Raw genomic sequence first — 20,477 nt, forward strand, 5'->3', positions numbered from 1 at the left:
GCGCAAATTGCTGCGAGCATTTATCTTAACGTTAAGATAAAATCTGTTTTTGCGTAAGATGTACCGCACAACAGGATAAATACCCACGCCATCAGGGGTGAAAATGAAAGACCATGTAGACTTTGTTGTCGACCAGTGGAGCCGTGCCATGCCGGGGCTGGACGCCTCGTCGATGAAAATTTTTGGCCGAATGCTCCGGCTGATGAAGCATCTGGGAAAAAAACGGGCGCAGGCCATGGCGCAGTTTGGCTTTCGCGAGGGCGAGTTTGACGTGCTCGCCACGCTGCGCCGCGCCGGTGAGCCGTACTGTCTTTCCCCCACGCAGCTGTATAAATCGCTGCTGATCACCTCAGGGGCAATGACGAACCGGCTCAGCCATCTCGAACAGCAAGGGCTTATCAGGCGAATTGGCGATCCGGATGATAAGCGCAGCACCCTCGTAAGCCTGACACCGCACGGGCAGGAGCGTATCGAACAGGCGCTGATCGTGCATACACAAACCCAAAATGCGCTGCTGAGCAGCTTATCTGAGGTGCAGCGCGCGCAGCTTGAGTCTCTGCTCAGGGAGCTGCTGCTGACGTTTCCGCCCGAGGACCTGGGCGACAAGTCACCGAGTGCCGATAATACAAACACTGCATAGTTAAATCTCACAGAAAGGGAACGTATGTCTTTACCGCCACTATATGCCCTGCGCGCTTTTGAAGTTGCCGCGCGGCTTAACTCCTTCAGCAAAGCGGCTGAAGCACTGAATATTACGCCTGGCGCGGTCAGCAGGCATGTCCGGACCCTTGAAATGTGGTTCGACTGTGAGCTCTTTAAACGTCAAGGGCCAAGAGTGGAGGTCAGTGATGCCGGGCGCGTTCTGGCCGGACATTTGAGCGAAAGTTTCACCAGCATCGAGTGGGCCTGTCGCGCATTTAAAAGTGAAAACCACCTTCTGCGCCTCAAAGCCCCCAGCTCCCTGACGATGCGGTGGCTTCTTGACGTTCTGAAAATCTTTCGTGAAAGCCATGCAAAACCTAAAGTTGAGATAGCCAGCGTCTGGATGGACATTGACTCCGTTGACTTCAGCCGTGAGCCATACGATTGTGCGATCTTGCTCGGTAATGGCTATTTCGGCGAATCAACAGAAAGCAGGCTGCTTTTCAGCGAATGGCTCATTCCCGTTTGTACCCCGTCTTTGCTTGATTCTGCCCGGCATCAACTTCCACAGTGCGATCTTATCCATCCCTCGCCGGACAGACGTGACTGGAAGCGCTGGCTGAAAAGAACGGGGTTATTCCCCGGACTCGACGTGAGCCGAGGGATAGTGTTCGACACCCTGGAACAGGGAAGCCTGGCCGCCATGCACGGTCACGGCGTGGCGATGGCCGATCTCCGCCTCGCGCTCGACGCGCTGAAAAGCGGTCTGCTCGCGCTGCCCTTCAGGGAAGCGATAGCAACAGGGGACGGCTATTACCTTGTCTGGCCCAAAAATTCGCTCAGAGGACAGAGTATTGAACGGTTGCTAGCATGGCTTAACCTTAACGCGCCGGTGGTGCCTTCTTTGAATATCGTCTGTCTTGATTACAATGAAAATCGGGCTTAATAAATAGCGGAATATTAATTGTGAGATATTCCGCATCCTGAACGTATTTATGCGTAGGGAATATTCGCCATGTTTTTATATCTCTCCGGCAGGGCGCTGTTCAGGTTGAGTAATTTATCCAGAATATTAAGCGCAGGCGTCCCTTTTGCGCGTTCAGCATCGATCAGCGCAGTGCGTAACAGATTGGCAGCCGACGTCATTTCACGGAAATACTCCTCAGATTCACGCGTCTGAGCTTCGCCTGACGTGGCGTAACGCACCTTTGGCCACTCCGCAAAGTCAAGCAGCGGAAGGATCCCATCCTCTTTTGGTAAATGCGCTGAGAGCAACTCTTCGGCGTTAGCTGAATTGCTTTGGGCGAAAGAGAGGAGGTGTAGTCGATGGATAAAAGGTGATAGCGCCTCTGAACTTTCCTTTTCTGTTGAAAGTAACGTTATCAACTCATGCGCATTTGCTTGGGCGCTAAATTTATGTGGCGAGATAATATTCATTACATGGAATAAAACATCGAGTGTCATAGGTGCTCCATACGGGCTTGGTATTATTTATTTTTTCTATCCCAGGGATGAGTGGATGGTATTTCAGGGGCGTCACTTTTGAAAAACGATAAATAGTGGGAATCAATGTGAGTTTTACTCAATGTTGCGCCTTGGAGTGCAATCACGCACATCCTCACGTTGCAGCGATTTGTTTCACAAATGCCATCGCTCATCGACCGTTCAGAATGGTATAACGTCTTGCGGCAATCGGGTTGCCGTCCGCTGACCCCATTAACAAAGGTGTATATGAAACAAATTACGTTCAGTGACCTGCAGCAACAAAGCGAGCAGGCTGCCAATTCTCCTCGCTTACGCGCGCATCGCAATTTACATCCTGAGCTGAGCGACCCGGTGCAGCGCCTGGCCATCGCGATGGAGCCCGGCACCTATGTTCGCCCCCATCGCCACCCGCACACGTTTGAACTGTTAACCGCTCTGAGCGGTCGCTTTCTGGTGCTGAATTTTGACGAGAACGGTAACGTGACCCAGCGCGTGGTGTTAGGTGAAGACTGCAAGGTGCTGGAGATGGATGCCGGTACCTGGCATGCCGTGCTGTCGCTGGATAAAGGCGGCGTCATTTTTGAGGTAAAACACGGCGGCTACCAGCCTGTTCCTGAGCACGATACCGCCCCATGGTCACCGGCTGAGAGCGCGCCCGGTAGCGCGGAGCTGATGAAATGGTACGCCCAGGCACAGGTGGGTGACGGTGGTTTTACGCTGTAATTATTTTCTCATGTGCCCGGCGCGCGGAAAGGCGCGCCGGAAAAGAGAGAGACGATCCCGCCCACTCAACTGACCGTATTAAAATGCCAGTCGCCGGCAGTCGACAGCGTCACGAACGGACCGGCCAGCGTGCTGTTGTGATGCGCAATGATGTCATTGGCGGATAAATGTGCATTGTCCATTGTGGTATGCGCATCTGAAATCAATACCGTCCTGAAACCCAGCTCCGGCGCGGCCCGGCAGGTGGTGTCGACACAAAATTCTGTTTTCATCCCGGCAATGACCAGCTGTTTGATGCCTCTCTGATTAAGCTCACGCAGCAATTCGGTATCCCGAAAACAGCTGGGATAGCGCTTTGTGAAAACAACATCATGGTCCTTTACGTCCAGCTCGGGGATCAGCTGTGTTAAGGGACCCTTCTCTGAGAAGGGGGAGTCGTCTGGCCCGATATGGCGGGCAAAAAAGACGGGCACCTGCGCGTGCCGCGCATTGGCTATTAACAAACGGATATTTGCCAGAACGGCATCGGCGGAACTGGGGGAAACCGGGCCCCGGAAGAGGCCCTGCTGCATGTCGATAATTAATAGAGCATTGTCAGATGAAACCATTTTCTTTCTCCATTCAGAGGGTGGTGAACGGAGAGATATTTCCCCGTCCAGACTGGCGGGGGTTGAGGTTCTGTCTGTCAGTCGTTCGCTACAGATACGCCCACGCCGCCGAAGGTGCCGGTGGTGGTGAGGGTGGTTGTTGGCTGAACTGACTTAACCATGTAATGAACTTTGTTTATTTCGCTGTTAGCGCAACTATCGCATCCAGTTATAGCGCTGGTGAGAGATTCTCTTCAATACACTAACATCGGTAGGTTCAACGTTAGCGTTGCACCTGAAGTATATGAAGTTCACTGGCTGATATTATTTAATATTGCCGAGGCTTTGCAGGAAATCCTCAACCTGCTCAGGCGTCGCCGTGTCTGCCTCGTAAAGGATATCGAGCTTAACGTTCTTCAGCCCGCAGAAGCCAAATACTCCTTCGATTATCTGCGTCTGAATCGCCGTCGAATAGCCGTGTTTGTCGAATCCGCTGAGATCGCTGCCGCCGGTCGCAATCAGGCGGACGGGAACATCACGTAAGCTGCCCACAATCCGGCCGTCTTCGGCCACCTTATACGCCCAGTTCAGGGTTAATACGCGATCGAACCAGCCCTTCAACAGCGCGGGGACAGACCACCAGTACACCGGGAAGACAAACACCAGCATATCCGCTCGCTCGACGCGCTGCTGCTCGCGCAGAATATCGTCGGGAAGGGCGCTCGGATCGCCGTGATACAAATCGAGATCGGCGCGGGTCATCGCTGCGTTAAACCCTTCAGCATGCAGATCGGCAATCTCAACCTGGGTACCTTGCTCGCGTAATTTCCCGGCAATGCGGTCAGCCAGCGAATGGGATAACGAATTGTCGACAGGGTGAGCCGTCACGATCAGTGCGTTATTAATAGCATTTGTAGCAGACATAGCGACCTCGAATGGGTGAGAACTGACACCTATATTACTATTGGTAACTTAGGTGTCAATCCGTCCAAAGCGATCATTTTGTGCTATTCACGTAGGTCTCCAGCACGCCGGTCATGGCGCCGCTGAGCGTATCTTCCGCCACGTTCCGGGCGAGCACGCCGTTGCCTGCGGCGGTGCTGAGCGCGTCCGCCGCGCCAATGATGGCCGTCAGTGCCGCTTCCCCCTGAACGCCTTTCAGCGTAACAAAAGGGGAAAGCGCGGTACGCAGGCAGTCGGCACATTCGGCTACGCATGCCTCACGAAACGTCTGCAACGCGTGGGAACCGGACAGTGCCGAGGCGATTGGCCCGGTTTCAGGCCCGGCGGTAATGGCGCAGTCGATATAGGCGGCGCTGAAAAAGCGGATCGTCTTTTCCAGCGTTTTGCTGTCGAACGCCAGCGTCTCGCGGAATTTCGCCAGCTGCCGATCGCTATAGTCCTGGTACAGCGCCATCAGCAATCCTTCACGATCGCCAAAGTGGTCGTAGGGGATAGGCTTGGTCACGTTGGCCCGCTCGGCCAGGTAGCCAAGCGTCAATGCCTCCGTGCCTTGCTGACGAACGATTCCGCGTGCAACCTCCAGCAGCTGCACGCGGCGGTCCTCTTTTCTTAAGCGCTTAACAACCATGCTTTCCTCAGATGTGTTATCTACTCATGGTAGTTTACACGTTTTCTGCGGGGTGCAGCACGCGTTGTTCCGCTGGGCGGATCCGGAACCAGATCGCATACATCGCGGGCAGGAAGACGAGCGTGATGATCGTCCCGCCCAGCGTTCCGCCTATCAGCGTGTAGGCCAGCGTGCCCCAGAACACCGAATGCGTCAGGGGAATGAACGCCAGCACGGCGGCCATGGCGGTCAGAAGGACCGGGCGTGCTCGCTGGACCGTCGCTTCAACCACCGCCTGGAACGGCTCGAGACCCTCCTTCTGGTTATGATCGATTTGACCGATCAGGATCAGCGTATTGCGCATAAGAATGCCGGAAAGGGCGATCAAACCGACCAGCGCGTTGATGCCAAACGGCTGATTGAAAATCAACAGCACGGGCACCACGCCAATCAGCCCGAGCGGCGCGGTTAGGAACACCATCACCATCGCCGAGATTGAGCGCACCTGCAAAATGATGATCAGCAGCGTCAGGGCAATCATGATCGGGAACAGCGGAAGCATTGCCTGCGTGGCTTTACCCGATTCCTCAATTGAACCCGCCATGTCGATTCGGTACCCGGCCGGCAGCGTATCAACAATCGGCTGGAGCTGCTTCATGATGGCGACCGACACATCCGGTGGCTGAAGATTGTTAGCGATATCGCCCCGGACGGTTATCGTCGGCGTGCGATCGCGACGGCGCAGGATCGGATCTTCCATACCGATCTCAATCTTGCCGATTTGAGACAGCGGTACGCGCTGTCCCGCATTGCCGACAAGGGTAAAGCCCTCTATTTTTGCCGGATCAAGACGGATATCTCCCGCCGCGCGGCCAATCACCTCTACCGAGCGAATATCTTCCCGCACGGAGGTGACGGGCACGCCAGACAGCAGGAACTGAAGCTGCTCGGCGACGGCACTGGAGGTTAATCCGGTCGCCTGCAGGCGGTTTTGATCGAGGGTGAAATGCAATACGGGAACGCGTGACCCCCAGTCGGTGTTGACGGTTCTCATCAACGGGCTTGCCTGAAGCACGGCTTTCACCTTATCAGCGATGTCGTGCACCTGTTCGACATCCGGACCCGTCACGCGCCAGGCAACCGGGAAGGGCGAGTAAGGGCCAAACACCAGCTGCGTCACCCGCACACGCGCCTCGGGCGCAAGGCCGTTGGCGACAGCTTCTCTCAGCCGGAGCTTAAGCGCCTCGCGTGACGTCTCGCTGTCCGTCAGGATCACGATTTTCGCAAAAGACGGGTCGGGCAGTTCAGGCGCCATCGCCAGATAAAAGCGGGGCGAACCCTGACCAATATAAGCAGTGACGATTTTGGCTTCAGGCTGCTGGCCAAGCCACGCTTCTATTTTTGCCGCTGCGGCGCTGGTTTGCTCAATCGAGGTACCGTAGGGCATCTGCACCTCAACCAGTACTTCCGGGCGGTCGGAGGTCGGGAAAAATTGTTTTTTTACCAGACCCATGCCGAGCACGGCCACGATGAAAATGGCGACCACCGACCCGGCCACCCGCCATTTTCTGGCGATAACGCGGGCCAGCAGCTGGCGAAAACGGTTATAGCGAGGCGTGTTATAGATGGCGGCATGACCCCCTTCGACTTTGGGGATCGCCGGCAGGATCTTCACCCCAAGATAGGGCGTGAACACCACCGCGACAAACCACGATGCAATCAGGGCGAGGCCGACAATCCAGAACATATTGCTGGTGTATTCCCCGGCGGTCGACTGGGCAAAACCATTCGGCATAAAGCCAATGGCCGTCACCAGGGTTCCGGCCAGCATGGGCGCGGCGGTATGGCTCCAGGCGAAGGCCGAGGCTTTGATTTTGTCATAACCTTCCTCCATTTTAACCACCATCATTTCGATGGCGATAATGGCATCATCAACCAGCAGGCCAAGGGCGAGGATCAAGGAGCCCAGCGTCACGCGGTCGAAGTTTATTCCCGCGGCTTCCATCACCACGAAGACGACCGCCAGCGTCAGCGGGACCGCCGCCGCAACCACCACTCCCACGCGCCAGCCCATGCTGACAAAACAAACCACCATGACCACAAGCAGGGCGACGAAGAATTTAATCATGAACTCATCGACCGAGGAGCGAATATTCACGGACTGGTCGGTAACTTTGGTCAGGGACATGCCAAGCGGCAGGCTATCATTTATTTTTGCCGTTGCCGCATCCAGCGCTTTACCCAGCGCCAGACCGTTCCAGCCTTCGCGCATCACGATGCCCAGCAGAAGGGCGGGTTCATGCTGATTACGTATCAGCATCGTCGGGGGATCTTCGTAGCCTCGTTCAACCGTTGCCACATCGGACAGCTTGAGCGTTTTACCCTGAGCGACAAATGGCGTATCGCGAATTTTCTGCAGTTCATCGAACGCGCCGTCCAGGCGGATAAAAATTTGCGCGCCTCGGGTCTCAATGGAACCCGCCGCGGCTAGCGCGTTCTGGCTGTTGAGGGCATTGAAAATATCCTGGGGTGAGAGTCCTATCGTCGCCAGACGATCATGAGAGAAGGAGATATAAATCCGCTCTGCCTGTTCGCCGATAATATTCACTTTCTTCACGCCGGGAACGTGCAGAAGCTGCTGGCGCAGGCCTTCGGCATCACGTACCAGTTGCCGCTGCGGTTCGCCTTTCGCTTTCAGGGCAAAGAGGGCGAAGGTGACATCCGAGAATTCGTCATTGATCATCGGGCCGATGACGCCCGCCGGAAGACGCTGCGATTCATCTCCAAGCTTCTTACGCGCCTGATAGAACTCCTCCTGCACTTCGGCAGGCGGGGTCTTGTCCTGCAATGACAACGTAATAAACGCCATGCCGGGACGGGTATAGGTTTCGGTACGGTCATACCATTTGAGTTCCTGGAGGCGCTTTTCCAGCGGTTCGGCGACCTGATCCTGGATCTCCTGCGCGGTGGCGCCCGGCCAGACGGTTATCACCGTCATTTGCTTTACCGTGAAGGGCGGGTCTTCCGCGCGCCCGAGCCCAAAGAAGGCATAAATTCCGGCAATCGTGACCAGAACGATCAGAAACAGCGTGATGGAACGTTCGCGGACGGCCAGCGCTGACAGGTTGAAGCGGCTTCCGCTCATGGTGTGTTCTCCGCCAGGGCGGCATTGCGTTGTTTAGCAAGCCTGACGACTTCACCTTCGTGCAGAAGATGTGCGCCTAACGCAACAATCTTCTCACCGGGCTTCACCCCGCCCGTGACCTGCACCGCATCTTCACCCACGCTCAGCACCTTGACGGGCGTCCATTCGACCTTTGCCGGCTGGGCGGAAATGCGCCAGACGCCGGGACCTTTTCCTGCATCATAGAGTGAAGCCAGCGGGACCTGCATGACCTGACCTTCCGCTTTATTGTTCTGAATATTCAGCGTGACGGTCGCCCCCAGCGGCGCGTTCGCCAGCAGGCCATCCAGCACGTAGCGGGCTTCATACGTGCGGGTCGTGGCATCGGCCGAGTCAGACAGCAATCGCAGCGTTGCGGTGACCGGGTGTTCTTCATTGCCATAAAGCGTGGCCTGCGCTTCGCTGCCGACGGCAGGGCGCAGGGTTTCCGGAAGCTGCACGAGCGCTTCACGCTGTCCCGCTCTGGCGAGCCTGATCGTCACCTGTCCGGCGCTGACGACCTGACCCGGCTCGGCGAGCGTCTCCATGACCACGCCGTCGGAATCCGCCAACAGTACGGCATAGCCCGTGGCGTTTTGCGCCACGCTGGCCTGCGCCCGGGCGGCGCTGAGATCGGCCCTGGCCGTATCGGCCGCCGCTTTGATCTGGTCATACTCCGAAGCAGATACGGCACCGGACGCCACAAGACCGCGATAGCGCGCCTCATCGCTGGAGGCTTTTCGCGCGCGCGCCTGGGCTGCATCCACCGCGCGCTGCTGAGCCTGGGCCTGTAATTTCAGGTCAACCGGATCCAGGCGCAGCAAGGGCTGGCCCTGTTTGACGGTCTGACCCGTATCAACCAGTCGCTCAAGGATTTTTCCCTGAACCCTGAAACCCAAATCGCTTTGCGTTCTTGCGACCACAACGCCGGTGAAGGCGCGGGCGGTATTGTTCGCAAGCTCGACGGATGCGGATCTGACGAGCGGTGGCTTTGTGCGCGGATCGTCACTTGCGGAAATATCGCCGCACGCCACCAGGGCAAACGGCAGGAGACAAACGGCAACGCGGGCTGAAGTGAGCCTGAGCATGGGAAACCTTTTTGACGTAACAGGACGGTATCCGCATTCTCTGACTAGTGACCAAAAAAGTCAATGGTCACAAATTAGGGGGCCAGGCTTCTTAAAATCAGTGAAGAGAGAAGCACCGCCGCTGTAGGGGCCATTTCGAGGTTGTACTGCAGCTGGACCGGATTGATAAAAGGACACATCACCATGTGGATAGCCTGTGTAACCTCATCCAGCGGCGTTTTTCTCTCAAACTCTCCGGCCTGCCTGCCTTCGATGATGATGCTCTCAATCAGCTTCATCAGGCTTTCTGCATACCGTTCTGTCGACGGCCACTGCTCGCGTGCGGCGACGGCGGCAATGTCGTAAAGCTTACGGTCGTGGAAAAACAGCTCGCTCCCCGCTTCGGTGAGCGCCTTGAATAGGCGGCGTAATCTTTCGCTTGCTGACGGGGCATCCTTGATGGCGGAAAGCACCGCCGCCATGATCAGCTCCAGGCGGTTAGCGCAGATCACCTCGCCGATAGCCTGTTTGGAATCGAAAAATTTATAAATGTAGGACTTTGAAAAACCGATGGATTTAGCCAGTTCGGCGACGGTGGTTTTTTCATAGCCGTAGTGACCGAAGTGCTCAAAAGCGGCTTCGACGATTTGCTCTCTGACCGCGTGGTCAAGTGGACCACGTGCTGATGGGGGATTCATATTTTTAGTCATTATTTAAGCTTAGCGTGACAGGCTACGATTAACAACGAGTGACCATTTAGTACTTTGGTTACCGTCATTCATCATGAGCCCTTCAGACGGGACGATCAACCAGGTGGGGTAAGTGTATCACTGTTTTTCGTGCACTATGGCATCTATCTGTCTGCAATAAGCGAGGATTTCAGCGCAACTCCCTTGCGCTGAACAGAGCCGTTTTTGCTTAAGCCGAGCGTGGACGCAATATTTTTTCAACGAGGAGCACCAGACGCTTGCGCGTCACGAACCGGTGTAGCTGCCCCAGAAGCCAGTTACCGCATCCGGTAATCAGGTAGCTGCGGTTACTCTCCACGGCCTTCAGCGCCAGGGTGACCACCTTGTCAGCGGGCATTCTTTTGCCTACCGAGGCTTCCTCAGCATTCACCACATCAAAAAAGGCCGTATCCGTTGCGCCGGGGCAAAGCGCCAGGACGCGGATACCCTTTGAGCGATACTCTCCCCACAGCGCATTCGAAAACGAGAGCAGGAAGGCTTTGGTAGCGCCATAAATCGCCATATAGGGGTCGGGTTGCATCGCGGCCGTTGAGGCAACGTTAATAATTACCCCGGAGCCCTGCTGCAGCATTCCCGGCAGCAGGGCGTGAGTCAGCTCCACGGGGGCCAGGCAGTTCACGTTTATCTCATCACGCTGCCTGTCGATCGACAGCTTTTCGAATGGCCCATAGGTGGCAAACCCGGCGCAGTTGATCAGAATGTTGGGGACGCGTCTTAAGGTTTCAAGCCGTTCCACAATGTGGGGAATGGCTTGCGGTTTCACTAAATCCTGCACAATTATCGTGATGGATACGCCATGCTTTCTGACCAACTCTGCGGCAAGCGCCTGCAGCTTTGGCTCGGAGCGGGCGACCAGGATCAAAGCCGTGCCGCGTGCGGCGAGCTGTCTGGCGAAATCACGGCCTATGCCCGAAGACGCTCCGGTAATCAGCGCCGTTTTTCCTGTATAATCAAAAGAATTCATATCTTTAATCCCGTTTCCCTAATGTATGTTGCACAGGATAAACCGTGTACTTAGGTACACGGTCAAGCGTGATTTTTACAAGCTGAGGGCGACGCGATGCGAATTGGTGAACTGTGTGCGAAAACGGGGTTGTCGAAAGAGACGGTGCGTTACTATGAGCGGCAGGGGCTATTAGAAAATATCCCGCAGCCCAATCGCAGCAATAACTACAAAGTTTATTCCGCCGTCGATTTACAGCGTTTAAACATGATCAAGCATGCCAAAATGCTGGGCTTTACCTTAGCCGAGATTTCAGAGGTTTTAGCTGTCTGGGTTGACGACAACTTTACAGCTGAGCAAAAACAAGCGTCCCTGCGCCGCAAGCTGCAGCAGCTTGAAGAGAAAGAAGCGGCGTTAACTGAACTCAGGGCCAGACTGAAAAACGCCCTTAATAAGGTCGGCCAGCCTTGTGTCGACACGTTTTGATCGGCGGCTGAGAGGAGGCCGCAAAACCGATGCGGCCTTGTCTATCAGGCAGCCAGCTCTGGCATCTGCTCCTTCACGAAATTCAACACTTTCTTCGCGTCCAGGGACGCATAGGGCAGGCTCTCAATAATGGCAATTGATCGCGTATTACCCACCGTTTCTTTTATCTCATCGAGTTTATACTGAATGTGCGGCGCGACGAGGAAACCATCGAAAGCGGGAGCGACACTGGCGAAGTTATCCAGCCCAACGGCGCTAATCATCAGCGGATAGCCTTCGCGTTCTGCCAGAGACTGCATCTTTTTGGCGAGAGAGTTTGCGGTATTGCCAAACAAACAACATATCAGAAGCTTTTTCATATTTTGTACCTCCTGAAAACCGCTCCTAGGGTAGTCCTGAGGTTGTCACCGAAATGCGCGCTATCTCTTATTTTGGCGACAAATTAACCGCAGGTGCCTGACGCGATCTCATTTAATGCTTTTTTAGCCAGTCGAGAAAAAACTGGCTAAACGCCGTGACCTGAAGCGGCTGCAGTTTGCGCTGCGGGTAAACAAACTGCAGCCCGACATCTTTGCGATCGTATCGGCTAAAGCCGGTGAAGCTGTCGGCAAACAGCACCGTGAGCCTTCCGGTTTCAACATCGTCTTTGACGTCCCACCACGATTTCCCCGCGATGCCAGCCCCGCTGAGAGCCCACTGGCGAAGCAATGCCCCGTCGTCGCACACCATGGCAGGCTCTACGCGAACAATGCTTTCCTCGCCGTTGGTTTCAAAGCGCCATTCGTTCATCACCACGCCCTGAGACTCAAGCGCCAGGCACCGGTGCCGGGTTAAATCTGCAAACGTGGAGGGGATACCGCGTTCGTTAAGGTACTCCCCGGAGGCGACCAGCACCCGATGGTTCGGACGGATGTTTCTGACGACAAGGCTGCTGTCCGGCAGGTTGCCGAAACGCACGCTCATATCCAGCCGGTTAGCGACCAGGTCCTCAACGTGTTCTCTTAATGAGATGAAAAATTTAACGTCAGGATGGCATCGGGAGAATTCCACAACGGCGGGGCTAAGATACTGCCGACCAAAGTCCGAGGGTGCAGAAAGGCGAATGTTGCCGCTGAGCACGCCTTCTTTTTGCGTTAGTAACGACTCGGCGTGATGCACTTCCTCCAGCACGCGCAGCGCGGCATGGTAAAACTCTTCTCCGGCGCGGGTCAGCGTGATGGACCGCGTTGAACGGTGAAACAGACGCGTCTGGTAACGCTCCTCAATCGCCTTCAGCCTGGCCGTCATGGTGGCGGGGGAAAGCGACAGGCGTCGTCCGGCGGCAGAAAGACCGCCGGCCTCGGCCACTTCAACCAGTAACGCCATGTCTTCGAGTTTGCCCATTATTCATATTTTCCGAAAAGTGCATCTGCTTTTAGCGTAATTATCAAAACCCGATGCCGCCTGTAAAGTGATTTCACCAAACGATAAGGGGTGAAAACCTGCAACGTACCTCACTTTTGAACCGCAGGAAATTGTCTGCGGGTAACGTAATATACTTTTGAGAGATATCATGAAATTTTCTACGTATTTCAATTCCGCTGTAGCGATGGTTATTCTTGCAGGTCTGTCGGGAACCGCGTTTTCGACGCAGGGGGAATGGCTGAAACCGGAGCGGCTTATTATTGACAACAGCCTGCCAAAGACGCAATTAAAGACGAATGAAGCTGTTTCCCGTGAATATGCCTCGTTCTGGAACACCGGTAATGAAACGCTGGCCCGTGATGCCCTGGCGGCAAGTTTTGTTGATAAAACGCCTCCGGAAGGTCGTAAGCAGGGTCCCGAAGGCGCTATTTTAGCCTCCCGGGCGTTTCGTGCCGCCGTGCCTGATTTGCGCTGTGACGTTGAGCAAATGATTATTTCAGGCAATCGCGTGGTTTCGCATTTACATTTTCACGGTACCTTCACCGGGACATTTGGCAAGCTGAAAGGAAAGGGGCAGAAAATAGATTTTATCGCCACGGATATTTATGAGATCGCTGACGGTAAGATTGTGGCTAACTGGCATATTGAGGACAACCTGACGCTGATGAAACAGCTGGGCGCCCTGTAAATTCATCACTCCGGGTCGGCCCGGAGTGATGCGAAAATCCTATAAGCCAAGATCGCTCAGCGAGGGGTGATCGTCCGGGCGTCTGCCCAACGGCCAGTGGAACAGACGCTCGGATTCTTTTATCGGCATATCGTTTACGCAGGCAAAGCGTCGCTTCATCAGTCCGTCCGGCTCAAACTCCCAGTTTTCATTGCCATACGAGCGGAACCAGTTGCCGGAATCATCATGCCATTCATAGGCATAGCGCACCGCGATCCGGTTATCCGTAAATGCCCAGAGCTCTTTAATCAGACGATAGTCCAGCTCTTTTTTCCATTTCCGCTCCAGAAACGCCCGGGCTTCTTCGCGGTTAGTGGCGAACTCTGCGCGGTTGCGCCACTGGGTATCCAGCGTATAGGCAAGCGCGACTTTCGCCGGGTCGCGGCTGTTCCAGCCATCTTCTGCCAGTCTGACTTTTTCGATGGCGCTTTCACGCGTGAAGGGCGGTAAAGGAGGACGAGTGTTCATTGCTATTACCTCTGCGTTATATGATGTAGACAGATCTGTCTACATGCGGTAATCTATGCCTGTAAAATAACGCTGTCAACATCCGTTTTGAGGCCACCCAAAAGTGAAAACAGAATCCGCAGGCAACGAGAAAAAAATCAGCGTCAGAGATAAGATATTACTTACGGCGCACGATCTGTTTTATTCCACGGGCTTCAGGGCGACGGGCGTGGACACGCTGATTAAAGCGTCGAAAGTGACCAAGGTGACTTTCTATCGCTATTTTCCGAGTAAAAGTTTACTTATTCTCGCCTATTTGCACTATCGGCATGAAATATGGATTAGCTGGTTTGAATCCACGCTGCGTCGACATCTCGTCGAAGGTGAAATACCTTTTGATGCGATATCTGCAACGCTTTACGAATGGTTTATTTCGCCCGAGTTTCACGGCTGCGCGTTTATTAACGCCAGCGCAGAGGCAAAATCGGAAGATATTGAAAGCGAAATAAAAGAGATTTGCCGCAATCATAAATGCGAAACAAAGAAAATTATTGCATCGCTGACGAAGATCGCGGACGAGCGCGTCGTCAATGAGATCATGCTGCTCATTGACGGCGCAATTATTCATGCGCAAATGGGTATGGATACGGATGAGGTCATCAATTCGTTGAAGAGGGCATTAGCCGGGTTAATGGGGGGCTAATGAGATTTCCCCTTAACCCTCAACGCGACGGCTGATAAACGTTTTCAGCATTTCTCCGGCACTATGAATATGTCGCATGACTTCAGCTCGCGCTTTCTCTGCATCCCGTTCCTTGCAGGCTGTAAGGATACCTTCATGGTCATCCTGAAAAACCGGGGTTTCGGAAAGGAGCTTTCGCTGAAGGTATTCATACCGCTCTATCTGATTGCGGGTATCATTAATCAGCCTCAGCAGGCGTTGGTTTTTGCACCCGCTGTAGAGAAGATCGTGGAACTCCCGGTTTAGAGTGCCCTGCATTTCAAATTCAGTCGTTCTGGCGAGCAGCGCATGCGCCAGTTCGGCCCTCATTAGCGTATCAGAGCTCACGGTTTTCGCGCTCTGAAAGACGGCTTCACCTTCCAGCAAGGCGCGTAGAGAGTAAATCTCATCCAGATCCTCGACGGATAGCGTTCTGACAACAGCGCCGCGATTCCTGAAAATTTCCACCAGCCCATCGCGTTCAAGCTGTCTGATCGCTTCTCTCATGGGAATTCGGCTGACAGAAAAATGACTGGCGAGATCCCTTTCAACAAGCCTCTCTCCATCACGCATACGTCCGCTGTTGATCATCTTTCTTAATTCACTGGCGAGCACGTCCGGCGTCGAAAGGGCGTTCAGTTGCATACTTTTTCTCCTGAAAAGATGGAATAATGGTATACCATCTGATAGCTTACGTCGAGACAGGGGATGTGCGAACAAACATTGTCAGCAAAATCCATCGGATATCATTATTGGGAGCATCAAGATGAGCCATCGTGAGCATCATTATCAGGTTAAGGTTGAGTGGAAAGGGAACAAAGGCCGGGGGACGGAATCCTATAAAGCCTACGATCGGCTTTATGACATCACGGCGGGTGATAAATCTCCGATTTCAGGCTCATCAGATCCTGCGTTTCTTGGCGATGCATCTTGCTGGAATCCTGAAGATCTTCTTGTCGCGTCAGCTTCTGCCTGTCACAAATTATGGTATTTGCATCTTTGCGCGGAAGCGGGGATAAGCGTTTATACCTATATTGACCGGGCGGAAGGAACGATGCGCGAAGGAGAAAAAGGATGCTTCACCTCTATCGTGCTCAAACCCTACATCACGCTTCGTCCTGGGGATGATATCGATCTCGCGGTGGAACTCCATCACCGCGCTCATGAGCTTTGCTTTATTGCTAACTCACTGAATTTCCCGGTGACCTGCCAGCCAACAATACTGCATAGCGCCAGTTCACCTGTGGATGAGCAATAGCGCTAAGCGTTGAATAACCTTCACACCGGGAATGAGCAAATGGCCTATAACCGTACTTTCGCCCTCGATATAAGCTGGAAAACGCTGCTGAAAGACGCGGGGCTTGAGCCAGAACGCATTCTCCGCAGGGCAGGATTACCTGACGATCTCTTTTTGCAAAAAGCGCGCGGACTCGATACGAATGAATACATCCGCTTCTGGAACGCGCTGGAGGCCGAAACGAACGATCCTGCCTTTCCCGTCCCGCTCATTGAGTTAATCTCTGCGGATGTGTTTGATCCGCCACTTTTTGCCGCACTGTGCAGTAGCAATATGATGCAGGCTGTCCAGCGTCTGGCCAGATATAAACAGCTTATTGCCCCCATGGTTCTGGAGACAACGGTCGACCAAAACGGCAACCTTACCGTTTCACCGCGCTGGCTTTTTGCGACAGATCTCCCGCCGTTTCTGCAGGTGGCAGAGCTGGGCTTCCTGCTCAAACTTCTGCGGCTGGGGACCCGCGAACCGGTTAATCCCTTACGGATCTGCGTTTCTGCGCTACCGTCAGCGGTTCAGAACAGCCACTTTTCGCGTTTCTTTGGTACTGACGTGCAATACGGAGAACAGCCTGTCATCAGCTTTTCCGCAGCCGATGCGCTTCGGCCCTTTTTAACGGTAAATGAGGGAATGTGGCAGGTATTTGAACCGGAACTGCAGCGTCGTCTCGGTCAGTTAAATGAACAGGCTTCAACCGCCGAGCGCGTTCGTGCGGTACTCCTGGAACTTATTCCCGGTAACGAAGCGACAATTGAAAAAGCGGCGGAGCGCCTGGGAATGAGCAAACGCACGCTGCAGCGCAGGCTTGAGCAGGAAGGGGATAATTTTCGCAACCTTGTCAACGCGTGTCGTGAACACCTGGCCCGTCATTATCTTCGCAATACGCGTCTTTCCGGGTATGAGATCGCATTTTTACTGGGTTTCGAAGATCCTAACTCATTCTATCGCGCATTTATGACCTGGACGGGCCAGACTCCTGAAGCGGCCAGAACAGCCATGCGCCTTGAGTAAATCCGGGCATATCTATCGCTATAATGGCGCAGTTTGCGAGTCATATGGCGCGATGCGCTAGTTAACGCGGGGCCGAGGGAGGGCAAACTAACGACAGTCTACTCACCGAGGTATTTATGTTTACTCAGGACAAGAAAACCGCGCTGGTCACCGGTGCATCGTCAGGTATGGGCAAAGTCATCGCCCGTCGTCTTATTCAGGATGGCTATCAGGTTTACGCTGCTGCCCGCAGCGTTGAGAAAATGAACGATCTCGCCCAGCTTGGCGCGCGCCCTCTGCGGATGGATATCTCACGTGATGAAGACATTTTGGCTGCGGTGGATACCATCGTGTCGCAGACGGGTGGGGTTGACGTACTGGTCAACAATGCGGGTTTTGGGCTCTATGGGCCGGTAGAAGAGATCGGTATTGATGAAGCTCGCTATCAGTTTGAGGTTAACGTGTTTGGAGCGGCCCGCCTTACGCAGCTGCTGCTCCCGACCATGCGCGCCAGACGCAGTGGCTACATTATCAACATCACTTCGATAGGAGGGAAGATTTACACCCCTCTGGGAGCATGGTATCACGCAACGAAACATGCGCTCGAAGGATGGTCTGACTGTCTGCGTCTTGAAGTGGCTGAATTTGGCATAAAGGTTGTGATTGTAGAACCGGGTTTAATCGAGACAGGCTTTGGTGATGTGGTCAGCGGCAATTTTGTCAAACGTTCAGCTAGTGGCCCTTATGGTCATCTGGTGGGGAACGTGGCGAACTCGGTCAAAAATGCTTATGGGAATGGCAGAGGCAGCGACCCGAAGGTGATTGCGGACGTGGTTGCCCGCGCCGTTAAAAGTCCTCATCCGCGTACGCGCTATGCAGCCGGCAAGTATGCCAGGATGCTCATCGGCATGCGCGTCTGGTTGGGTGACCGTCTGTTCGATCGCATTATTCTTAGCCAGACCCGATGACCCGAGCGCCGAGGATTAAAAACCCTCGGCTCCGCATGTGCCGCTACACAACGCTGTAAACACCCGCTCCCCAGTACCCCTTACCCGGACGAGTCTGTTCTTTCCAGCCTGATGCAATCAGTTCTTTTGCAATAAACCGATTGATGATCCCATGCCCCATGAGCAAAACGGGTCCGTCGGATCCCTTAGCCGCCGTCACGAGGATCTCGGCCGCCCTAGCGGCACGCTTTTTTGCGCTGTTAACGCACTCTGCCTCGCCAGACAGGCCGCAGAGCCAAAGTATACGAAACAGCGCCGCCCAGTAAAAAGGCGATAACCGTAACCCTGGGATACGAAATACCGGCAGTTCCGCTTCCCGAAATACATCATCAATTACGCCCGGTTCACACCCCAGCGTTTTTAACGATGAGAGGGCTCTCGGGAGAGGGCTGCTGAGGAAAGCGAGCGCGCGGTACGCCTGGATTTGCGCCATTTCAGGCGGCCTGTCGCTGCCCGTCGAAGAGTGGTTGTAGCTGTCGATCCACCCCGCCATTTCCCTGCACGAGACCTTTGGCGCGCCCCTGTAATGGGGTTCTCCATGTCGCATCAAAATAATTTCCATACCTTCTAATCGCGAGTCCTGATCTACCATTCATCACAGCCAGACTAGCGCGAACTGGTGAGCGTTTTCACCCACCCGTTTTGGTGTGTCAGGGCGAGATCCATCACCTGCAGGCTGTACTTAACGTCGTTCACCACAATAATATATGTCGCAAGAATTTAACTGTTTTTTGTCTTTCTCGTTTCGCGCGGCATCACACGTAAAGCGGGTTAGTAAGGATACCCTCCATGTCTCTTCGAATTCGACAGGCCACTGCGGCCGATTCAGCGCTCTTAAGCGAGCTGGGATACCGCATTTACCCCGCCCATTTTCAGCATTTGTGGGTGTCAGAGTCAGAGATGAAGGATTTTCTGCACGGCGATTACGCGCTTTCTGTACTTGAACAGAGCCTGAAAGACAACGCTGTTTCCTGGTATGTTGCCGAGACCGATCGGCCAGTGGGATTCATGAAAGTGACCTGGGATGCCAGGATCCCGGAAACGGACAAGAAGGGCGTTCTCCTCAATAAGCTCTACCTCGATCCCGCTGAGACCAGCAAGAACTATGGTCAGGTGATGTTCAACAGCATCACCGACATGGCCCGGAGCAGGGGGAAAGACTATCTCTGGCTGGAGGTGCTTGAGCAGAACGCGGGAGCGTACCGGTTCTACCAGAAGCAGGGCATGCTCTGCGTTAAGAACGTCCTTTTCGAAACCGCTTCACAGCAGAGCATAATCAGGATTATGGGGATGCCTCTTTAGAATGCGCGTCATGCTGTGCCAGCGACAGCGCGCTGGCGCTGGCGGGGTCGAACAGTGAGAGGCTCTCGATCTGATTGAGTAAAATCACCTTCCGGAATGACATGGCGCTGCGGGGTTCGGAGTCGAGCGTGATGTCATGCTCCGCATACCACTTGCTGTAATTATTCTCGATGCGAAAGTTCATCGTCTTCGCGTCTCTGTACCCGCTTAACATCGGGATCAGCACGATATTGGCCGTTTTTTCATATTCCAGCGTCGCGGTGTGGATCATGCCGACGTAAATCCGCCTCGACCGGAGCGTAACCTGCGCCAGTTCGCCTTGCTCCATACACTGGTACAGCAGTTGTTCGATACCGCTCGACTGCGCCAGACGTTTGTAGAGCTTTTTCCGGCTTTCACCGTCCAGCCTGGCGCTGCCTGCCCAGTTAGAGCGGTAGAGGCAAAACAGGATGGCAAACGCCAACATCACGACCACCGGCGCCTGAATGCCTAAAAAGCTCCAGTTCATAAAGTCGATTTGCCAGTCGGTATATTTCGGTGAGGCAAAGTGAAAAGCGTTGTTGGCGGCAGAAAGGGTAAGCAGGAGCAGCCAGAGCAGACCGGTGGCAATCACGCCCTGCAGAACGAAAATACAGCCGTACAGCGCCACAAGGAAATAGACGTCCCAGCCAAATGAGCGCTTGATTTTAAAGCGGGTCGACAGGTCGCGACTGGTGTACCAGTACCCGCATACCATCAGCACCATAAATATCGCCGTTCCCATATCAGGCCCTCTTCAGCGTGTCGACGTGACGCAGAAAATCCTGCCGCACCTCGTTGCTTTTGTAGTTCACCGAGGCGTTCCCGTCCTGGTCGATAATGATGCGATCGCCATCTTCGACGGCTTCAATGATTTCCTGCTGACTCATCACCTGCAGTAAGGATTCCGGGCTGGAGAAAAGGGAGAGAAAGAAACGTTTCACGAGGGCATCCTTATGAATAAAAAGGATAAGCCTGGAAGAAGACCGGCGAGTTTGCCTTAAGGATATCCTGAAAGTGAAAGCCGGGTGGCGGTTTCGCCTTACCCGGCCTACAAAATCCACTCTTTTGTCTATCCTTAAGCTATTGATGTATATCTAAAATAAAAAATAAATCACCACAAACTTGGACAAATAACGTTAATTGTGTAAG

Annotated in this window: 25 protein-coding genes; 10 read left to right on the forward strand and 15 right to left on the reverse strand. The window is 54.1% G+C overall.

All coding sequences use genetic code 11. The features are described from left to right. Positions 1–103 precede the first annotated feature (103 nt). Together AC2TE5_RS10700 and AC2TE5_RS10705 are read left to right on the forward strand one after the other, a co-directional pair. Positions 104–640 carry a MarR family winged helix-turn-helix transcriptional regulator gene (locus tag AC2TE5_RS10700; protein ID WP_484613215.1) on the forward strand — a complete coding sequence of 179 codons (537 nt, stop codon included), beginning with the start codon at positions 104–106 and terminating at the stop codon, positions 638–640. 24 nt (positions 641–664) lie between these two features. After that, positions 665–1,588 carry a LysR substrate-binding domain-containing protein gene (locus AC2TE5_RS10705; protein WP_484613216.1) on the forward strand — a complete coding sequence of 308 codons (924 nt, stop codon included), beginning with the start codon at positions 665–667 and terminating at the stop codon, positions 1,586–1,588. A gap of 47 nt (positions 1,589–1,635) precedes the next feature. Here AC2TE5_RS10705 and AC2TE5_RS10710 read toward each other — a convergent pair whose 3' ends face one another. Then, entirely contained in the window at positions 1,636–2,106 is a 471-nt protein-coding gene (locus AC2TE5_RS10710) for a hypothetical protein (protein WP_484613217.1), read from the reverse strand. A 267-nt stretch (positions 2,107–2,373) separates the two neighbouring features. Here AC2TE5_RS10710 and AC2TE5_RS10715 point away from each other — a divergent pair, with 267 nt between their 5' ends. Continuing rightward, positions 2,374–2,850 (forward strand): WbuC family cupin fold metalloprotein, encoded by a 477-nt coding sequence (locus tag AC2TE5_RS10715; protein ID WP_484613218.1) that lies wholly within the window; start codon positions 2,374–2,376, stop codon positions 2,848–2,850. Positions 2,851–2,915: 65 nt separating this feature from the next. Here the strand turns inward: AC2TE5_RS10715 and AC2TE5_RS10720 are convergent, their stop codons facing one another. From AC2TE5_RS10720 to AC2TE5_RS10750, 7 genes are all read right to left on the reverse strand, one after another. After that, a complete protein-coding gene (locus tag AC2TE5_RS10720; RefSeq protein ID WP_484613219.1) occupies positions 2,916–3,458 on the reverse strand; it encodes a cysteine hydrolase family protein in 543 nt (180 codons plus the stop codon). 303 nt (positions 3,459–3,761) lie between these two features. Next, positions 3,762–4,361 carry an NAD(P)H-dependent oxidoreductase gene (locus AC2TE5_RS10725; RefSeq protein ID WP_213329359.1) on the reverse strand — a complete coding sequence of 200 codons (600 nt, stop codon included), beginning with the start codon at positions 4,359–4,361 and terminating at the stop codon, positions 3,762–3,764. Positions 4,362–4,434: 73 nt separating this feature from the next. Beyond that, on the reverse strand, positions 4,435–5,028 hold the full coding sequence (locus tag AC2TE5_RS10730; protein WP_484613220.1) for a TetR/AcrR family transcriptional regulator: 594 nt from the start codon (positions 5,026–5,028) through the stop codon (positions 4,435–4,437). A 34-nt stretch (positions 5,029–5,062) separates the two neighbouring features. Beyond that, positions 5,063–8,152, reverse strand: a complete 3,090-nt coding sequence (locus tag AC2TE5_RS10735; RefSeq protein WP_484613221.1) for an efflux RND transporter permease subunit — start codon at positions 8,150–8,152, stop codon at positions 5,063–5,065. Beyond that, complete coding sequence (locus AC2TE5_RS10740) at positions 8,149–9,258, reverse strand: efflux RND transporter periplasmic adaptor subunit (RefSeq protein ID WP_484613222.1); 1,110 nt, start codon at positions 9,256–9,258, stop codon at positions 8,149–8,151. Before AC2TE5_RS10740 ends, AC2TE5_RS10735 begins: the two co-directional genes overlap by 4 nt. A 74-nt stretch (positions 9,259–9,332) precedes the next feature. Beyond that, complete coding sequence (locus tag AC2TE5_RS10745) at positions 9,333–9,947, reverse strand: TetR/AcrR family transcriptional regulator (protein ID WP_213329350.1); 615 nt, start codon at positions 9,945–9,947, stop codon at positions 9,333–9,335. Between the two features lie 208 nt (positions 9,948–10,155). Beyond that, positions 10,156–10,950, reverse strand: coding sequence for an SDR family NAD(P)-dependent oxidoreductase (locus AC2TE5_RS10750; RefSeq protein WP_484613223.1), 795 nt, complete (start codon positions 10,948–10,950; stop codon positions 10,156–10,158). 96 nt (positions 10,951–11,046) lie between these two features. Here AC2TE5_RS10750 and AC2TE5_RS10755 point away from each other — a divergent pair, with 96 nt between their 5' ends. Next, the gene (locus AC2TE5_RS10755; protein ID WP_219322522.1) at positions 11,047–11,415 is read left to right on the forward strand and encodes a MerR family transcriptional regulator; all 369 of its coding nucleotides are present in this window, start codon (positions 11,047–11,049) and stop codon (positions 11,413–11,415) included. Between the two features lie 44 nt (positions 11,416–11,459). Here AC2TE5_RS10755 and AC2TE5_RS10760 read toward each other — a convergent pair whose 3' ends face one another. Next, a complete protein-coding gene (locus AC2TE5_RS10760) occupies positions 11,460–11,774 on the reverse strand; it encodes a PTS sugar transporter subunit IIB (protein WP_213329343.1) in 315 nt (104 codons plus the stop codon). A 112-nt stretch (positions 11,775–11,886) separates the two neighbouring features. Continuing rightward, positions 11,887–12,798: a LysR family transcriptional regulator gene (locus AC2TE5_RS10765; protein ID WP_484613224.1), complete on the reverse strand. Its 912-nt coding sequence runs from the start codon at positions 12,796–12,798 to the stop codon at positions 11,887–11,889. Between the two features lie 169 nt (positions 12,799–12,967). Here AC2TE5_RS10765 and AC2TE5_RS10770 point away from each other — a divergent pair, with 169 nt between their 5' ends. Then, positions 12,968–13,507, forward strand: coding sequence for an ester cyclase (locus AC2TE5_RS10770; protein WP_484613225.1), 540 nt, complete (start codon positions 12,968–12,970; stop codon positions 13,505–13,507). Between the two features lie 39 nt (positions 13,508–13,546). Here the strand turns inward: AC2TE5_RS10770 and AC2TE5_RS10775 are convergent, their stop codons facing one another. After that, positions 13,547–14,014, reverse strand: a complete 468-nt coding sequence (locus tag AC2TE5_RS10775) for a nuclear transport factor 2 family protein (RefSeq protein ID WP_032645324.1) — start codon at positions 14,012–14,014, stop codon at positions 13,547–13,549. Between the two features lie 103 nt (positions 14,015–14,117). Between AC2TE5_RS10775 and AC2TE5_RS10780 the strand changes: the two genes are divergently transcribed. Beyond that, the gene (locus AC2TE5_RS10780) at positions 14,118–14,696 is read left to right on the forward strand and encodes a TetR/AcrR family transcriptional regulator (protein WP_484613226.1); all 579 of its coding nucleotides are present in this window, start codon (positions 14,118–14,120) and stop codon (positions 14,694–14,696) included. A 12-nt stretch (positions 14,697–14,708) separates the two neighbouring features. On the opposite strand, the gene AC2TE5_RS10785 is transcribed toward AC2TE5_RS10780, so the two are convergent. Then, the gene (locus AC2TE5_RS10785) at positions 14,709–15,359 is read right to left on the reverse strand and encodes a GntR family transcriptional regulator (RefSeq protein WP_484613227.1); all 651 of its coding nucleotides are present in this window, start codon (positions 15,357–15,359) and stop codon (positions 14,709–14,711) included. Positions 15,360–15,480: 121 nt separating this feature from the next. Here AC2TE5_RS10785 and AC2TE5_RS10790 point away from each other — a divergent pair, with 121 nt between their 5' ends. The 3 genes from AC2TE5_RS10790 (at position 15,481) to AC2TE5_RS10800 (ending at position 17,966) form a co-directional block, all read left to right on the forward strand. Next, positions 15,481–15,972: an OsmC family protein gene (locus AC2TE5_RS10790; RefSeq protein ID WP_213329331.1), complete on the forward strand. Its 492-nt coding sequence runs from the start codon at positions 15,481–15,483 to the stop codon at positions 15,970–15,972. Positions 15,973–16,011: 39 nt separating this feature from the next. Next, entirely contained in the window at positions 16,012–17,019 is a 1,008-nt protein-coding gene (locus AC2TE5_RS10795; protein ID WP_484613228.1) for an AraC family transcriptional regulator, read from the forward strand. Between the two features lie 116 nt (positions 17,020–17,135). Further along, on the forward strand, positions 17,136–17,966 hold the full coding sequence (locus AC2TE5_RS10800) for an oxidoreductase (RefSeq protein ID WP_252034678.1): 831 nt from the start codon (positions 17,136–17,138) through the stop codon (positions 17,964–17,966). A 43-nt stretch (positions 17,967–18,009) separates the two neighbouring features. Here the strand turns inward: AC2TE5_RS10800 and AC2TE5_RS10805 are convergent, their stop codons facing one another. Next, positions 18,010–18,552 (reverse strand): histidine phosphatase family protein, encoded by a 543-nt coding sequence (locus AC2TE5_RS10805; protein WP_213329550.1) that lies wholly within the window; start codon positions 18,550–18,552, stop codon positions 18,010–18,012. 242 nt (positions 18,553–18,794) lie between these two features. On the opposite strand from AC2TE5_RS10805, the gene AC2TE5_RS10810 reads away from it, so the two are divergent. Beyond that, on the forward strand, positions 18,795–19,307 hold the full coding sequence (locus AC2TE5_RS10810) for a GNAT family N-acetyltransferase (RefSeq protein ID WP_484613229.1): 513 nt from the start codon (positions 18,795–18,797) through the stop codon (positions 19,305–19,307). Here the strand turns inward: AC2TE5_RS10810 and AC2TE5_RS10815 are convergent. Further along, complete coding sequence (locus tag AC2TE5_RS10815; protein ID WP_213329322.1) at positions 19,288–20,070, reverse strand: hypothetical protein; 783 nt, start codon at positions 20,068–20,070, stop codon at positions 19,288–19,290. The genes AC2TE5_RS10810 and AC2TE5_RS10815 overlap by 20 nt on opposite strands. A gap of 1 nt (position 20,071) precedes the next feature. Next, positions 20,072–20,269 carry a hypothetical protein gene (locus tag AC2TE5_RS10820; RefSeq protein ID WP_023335609.1) on the reverse strand — a complete coding sequence of 66 codons (198 nt, stop codon included), beginning with the start codon at positions 20,267–20,269 and terminating at the stop codon, positions 20,072–20,074. Positions 20,270–20,477 lie beyond the last annotated feature (208 nt).

The sequence above is a fragment of the Enterobacter sp. N5-15 genome, from assembly GCF_057221635.1.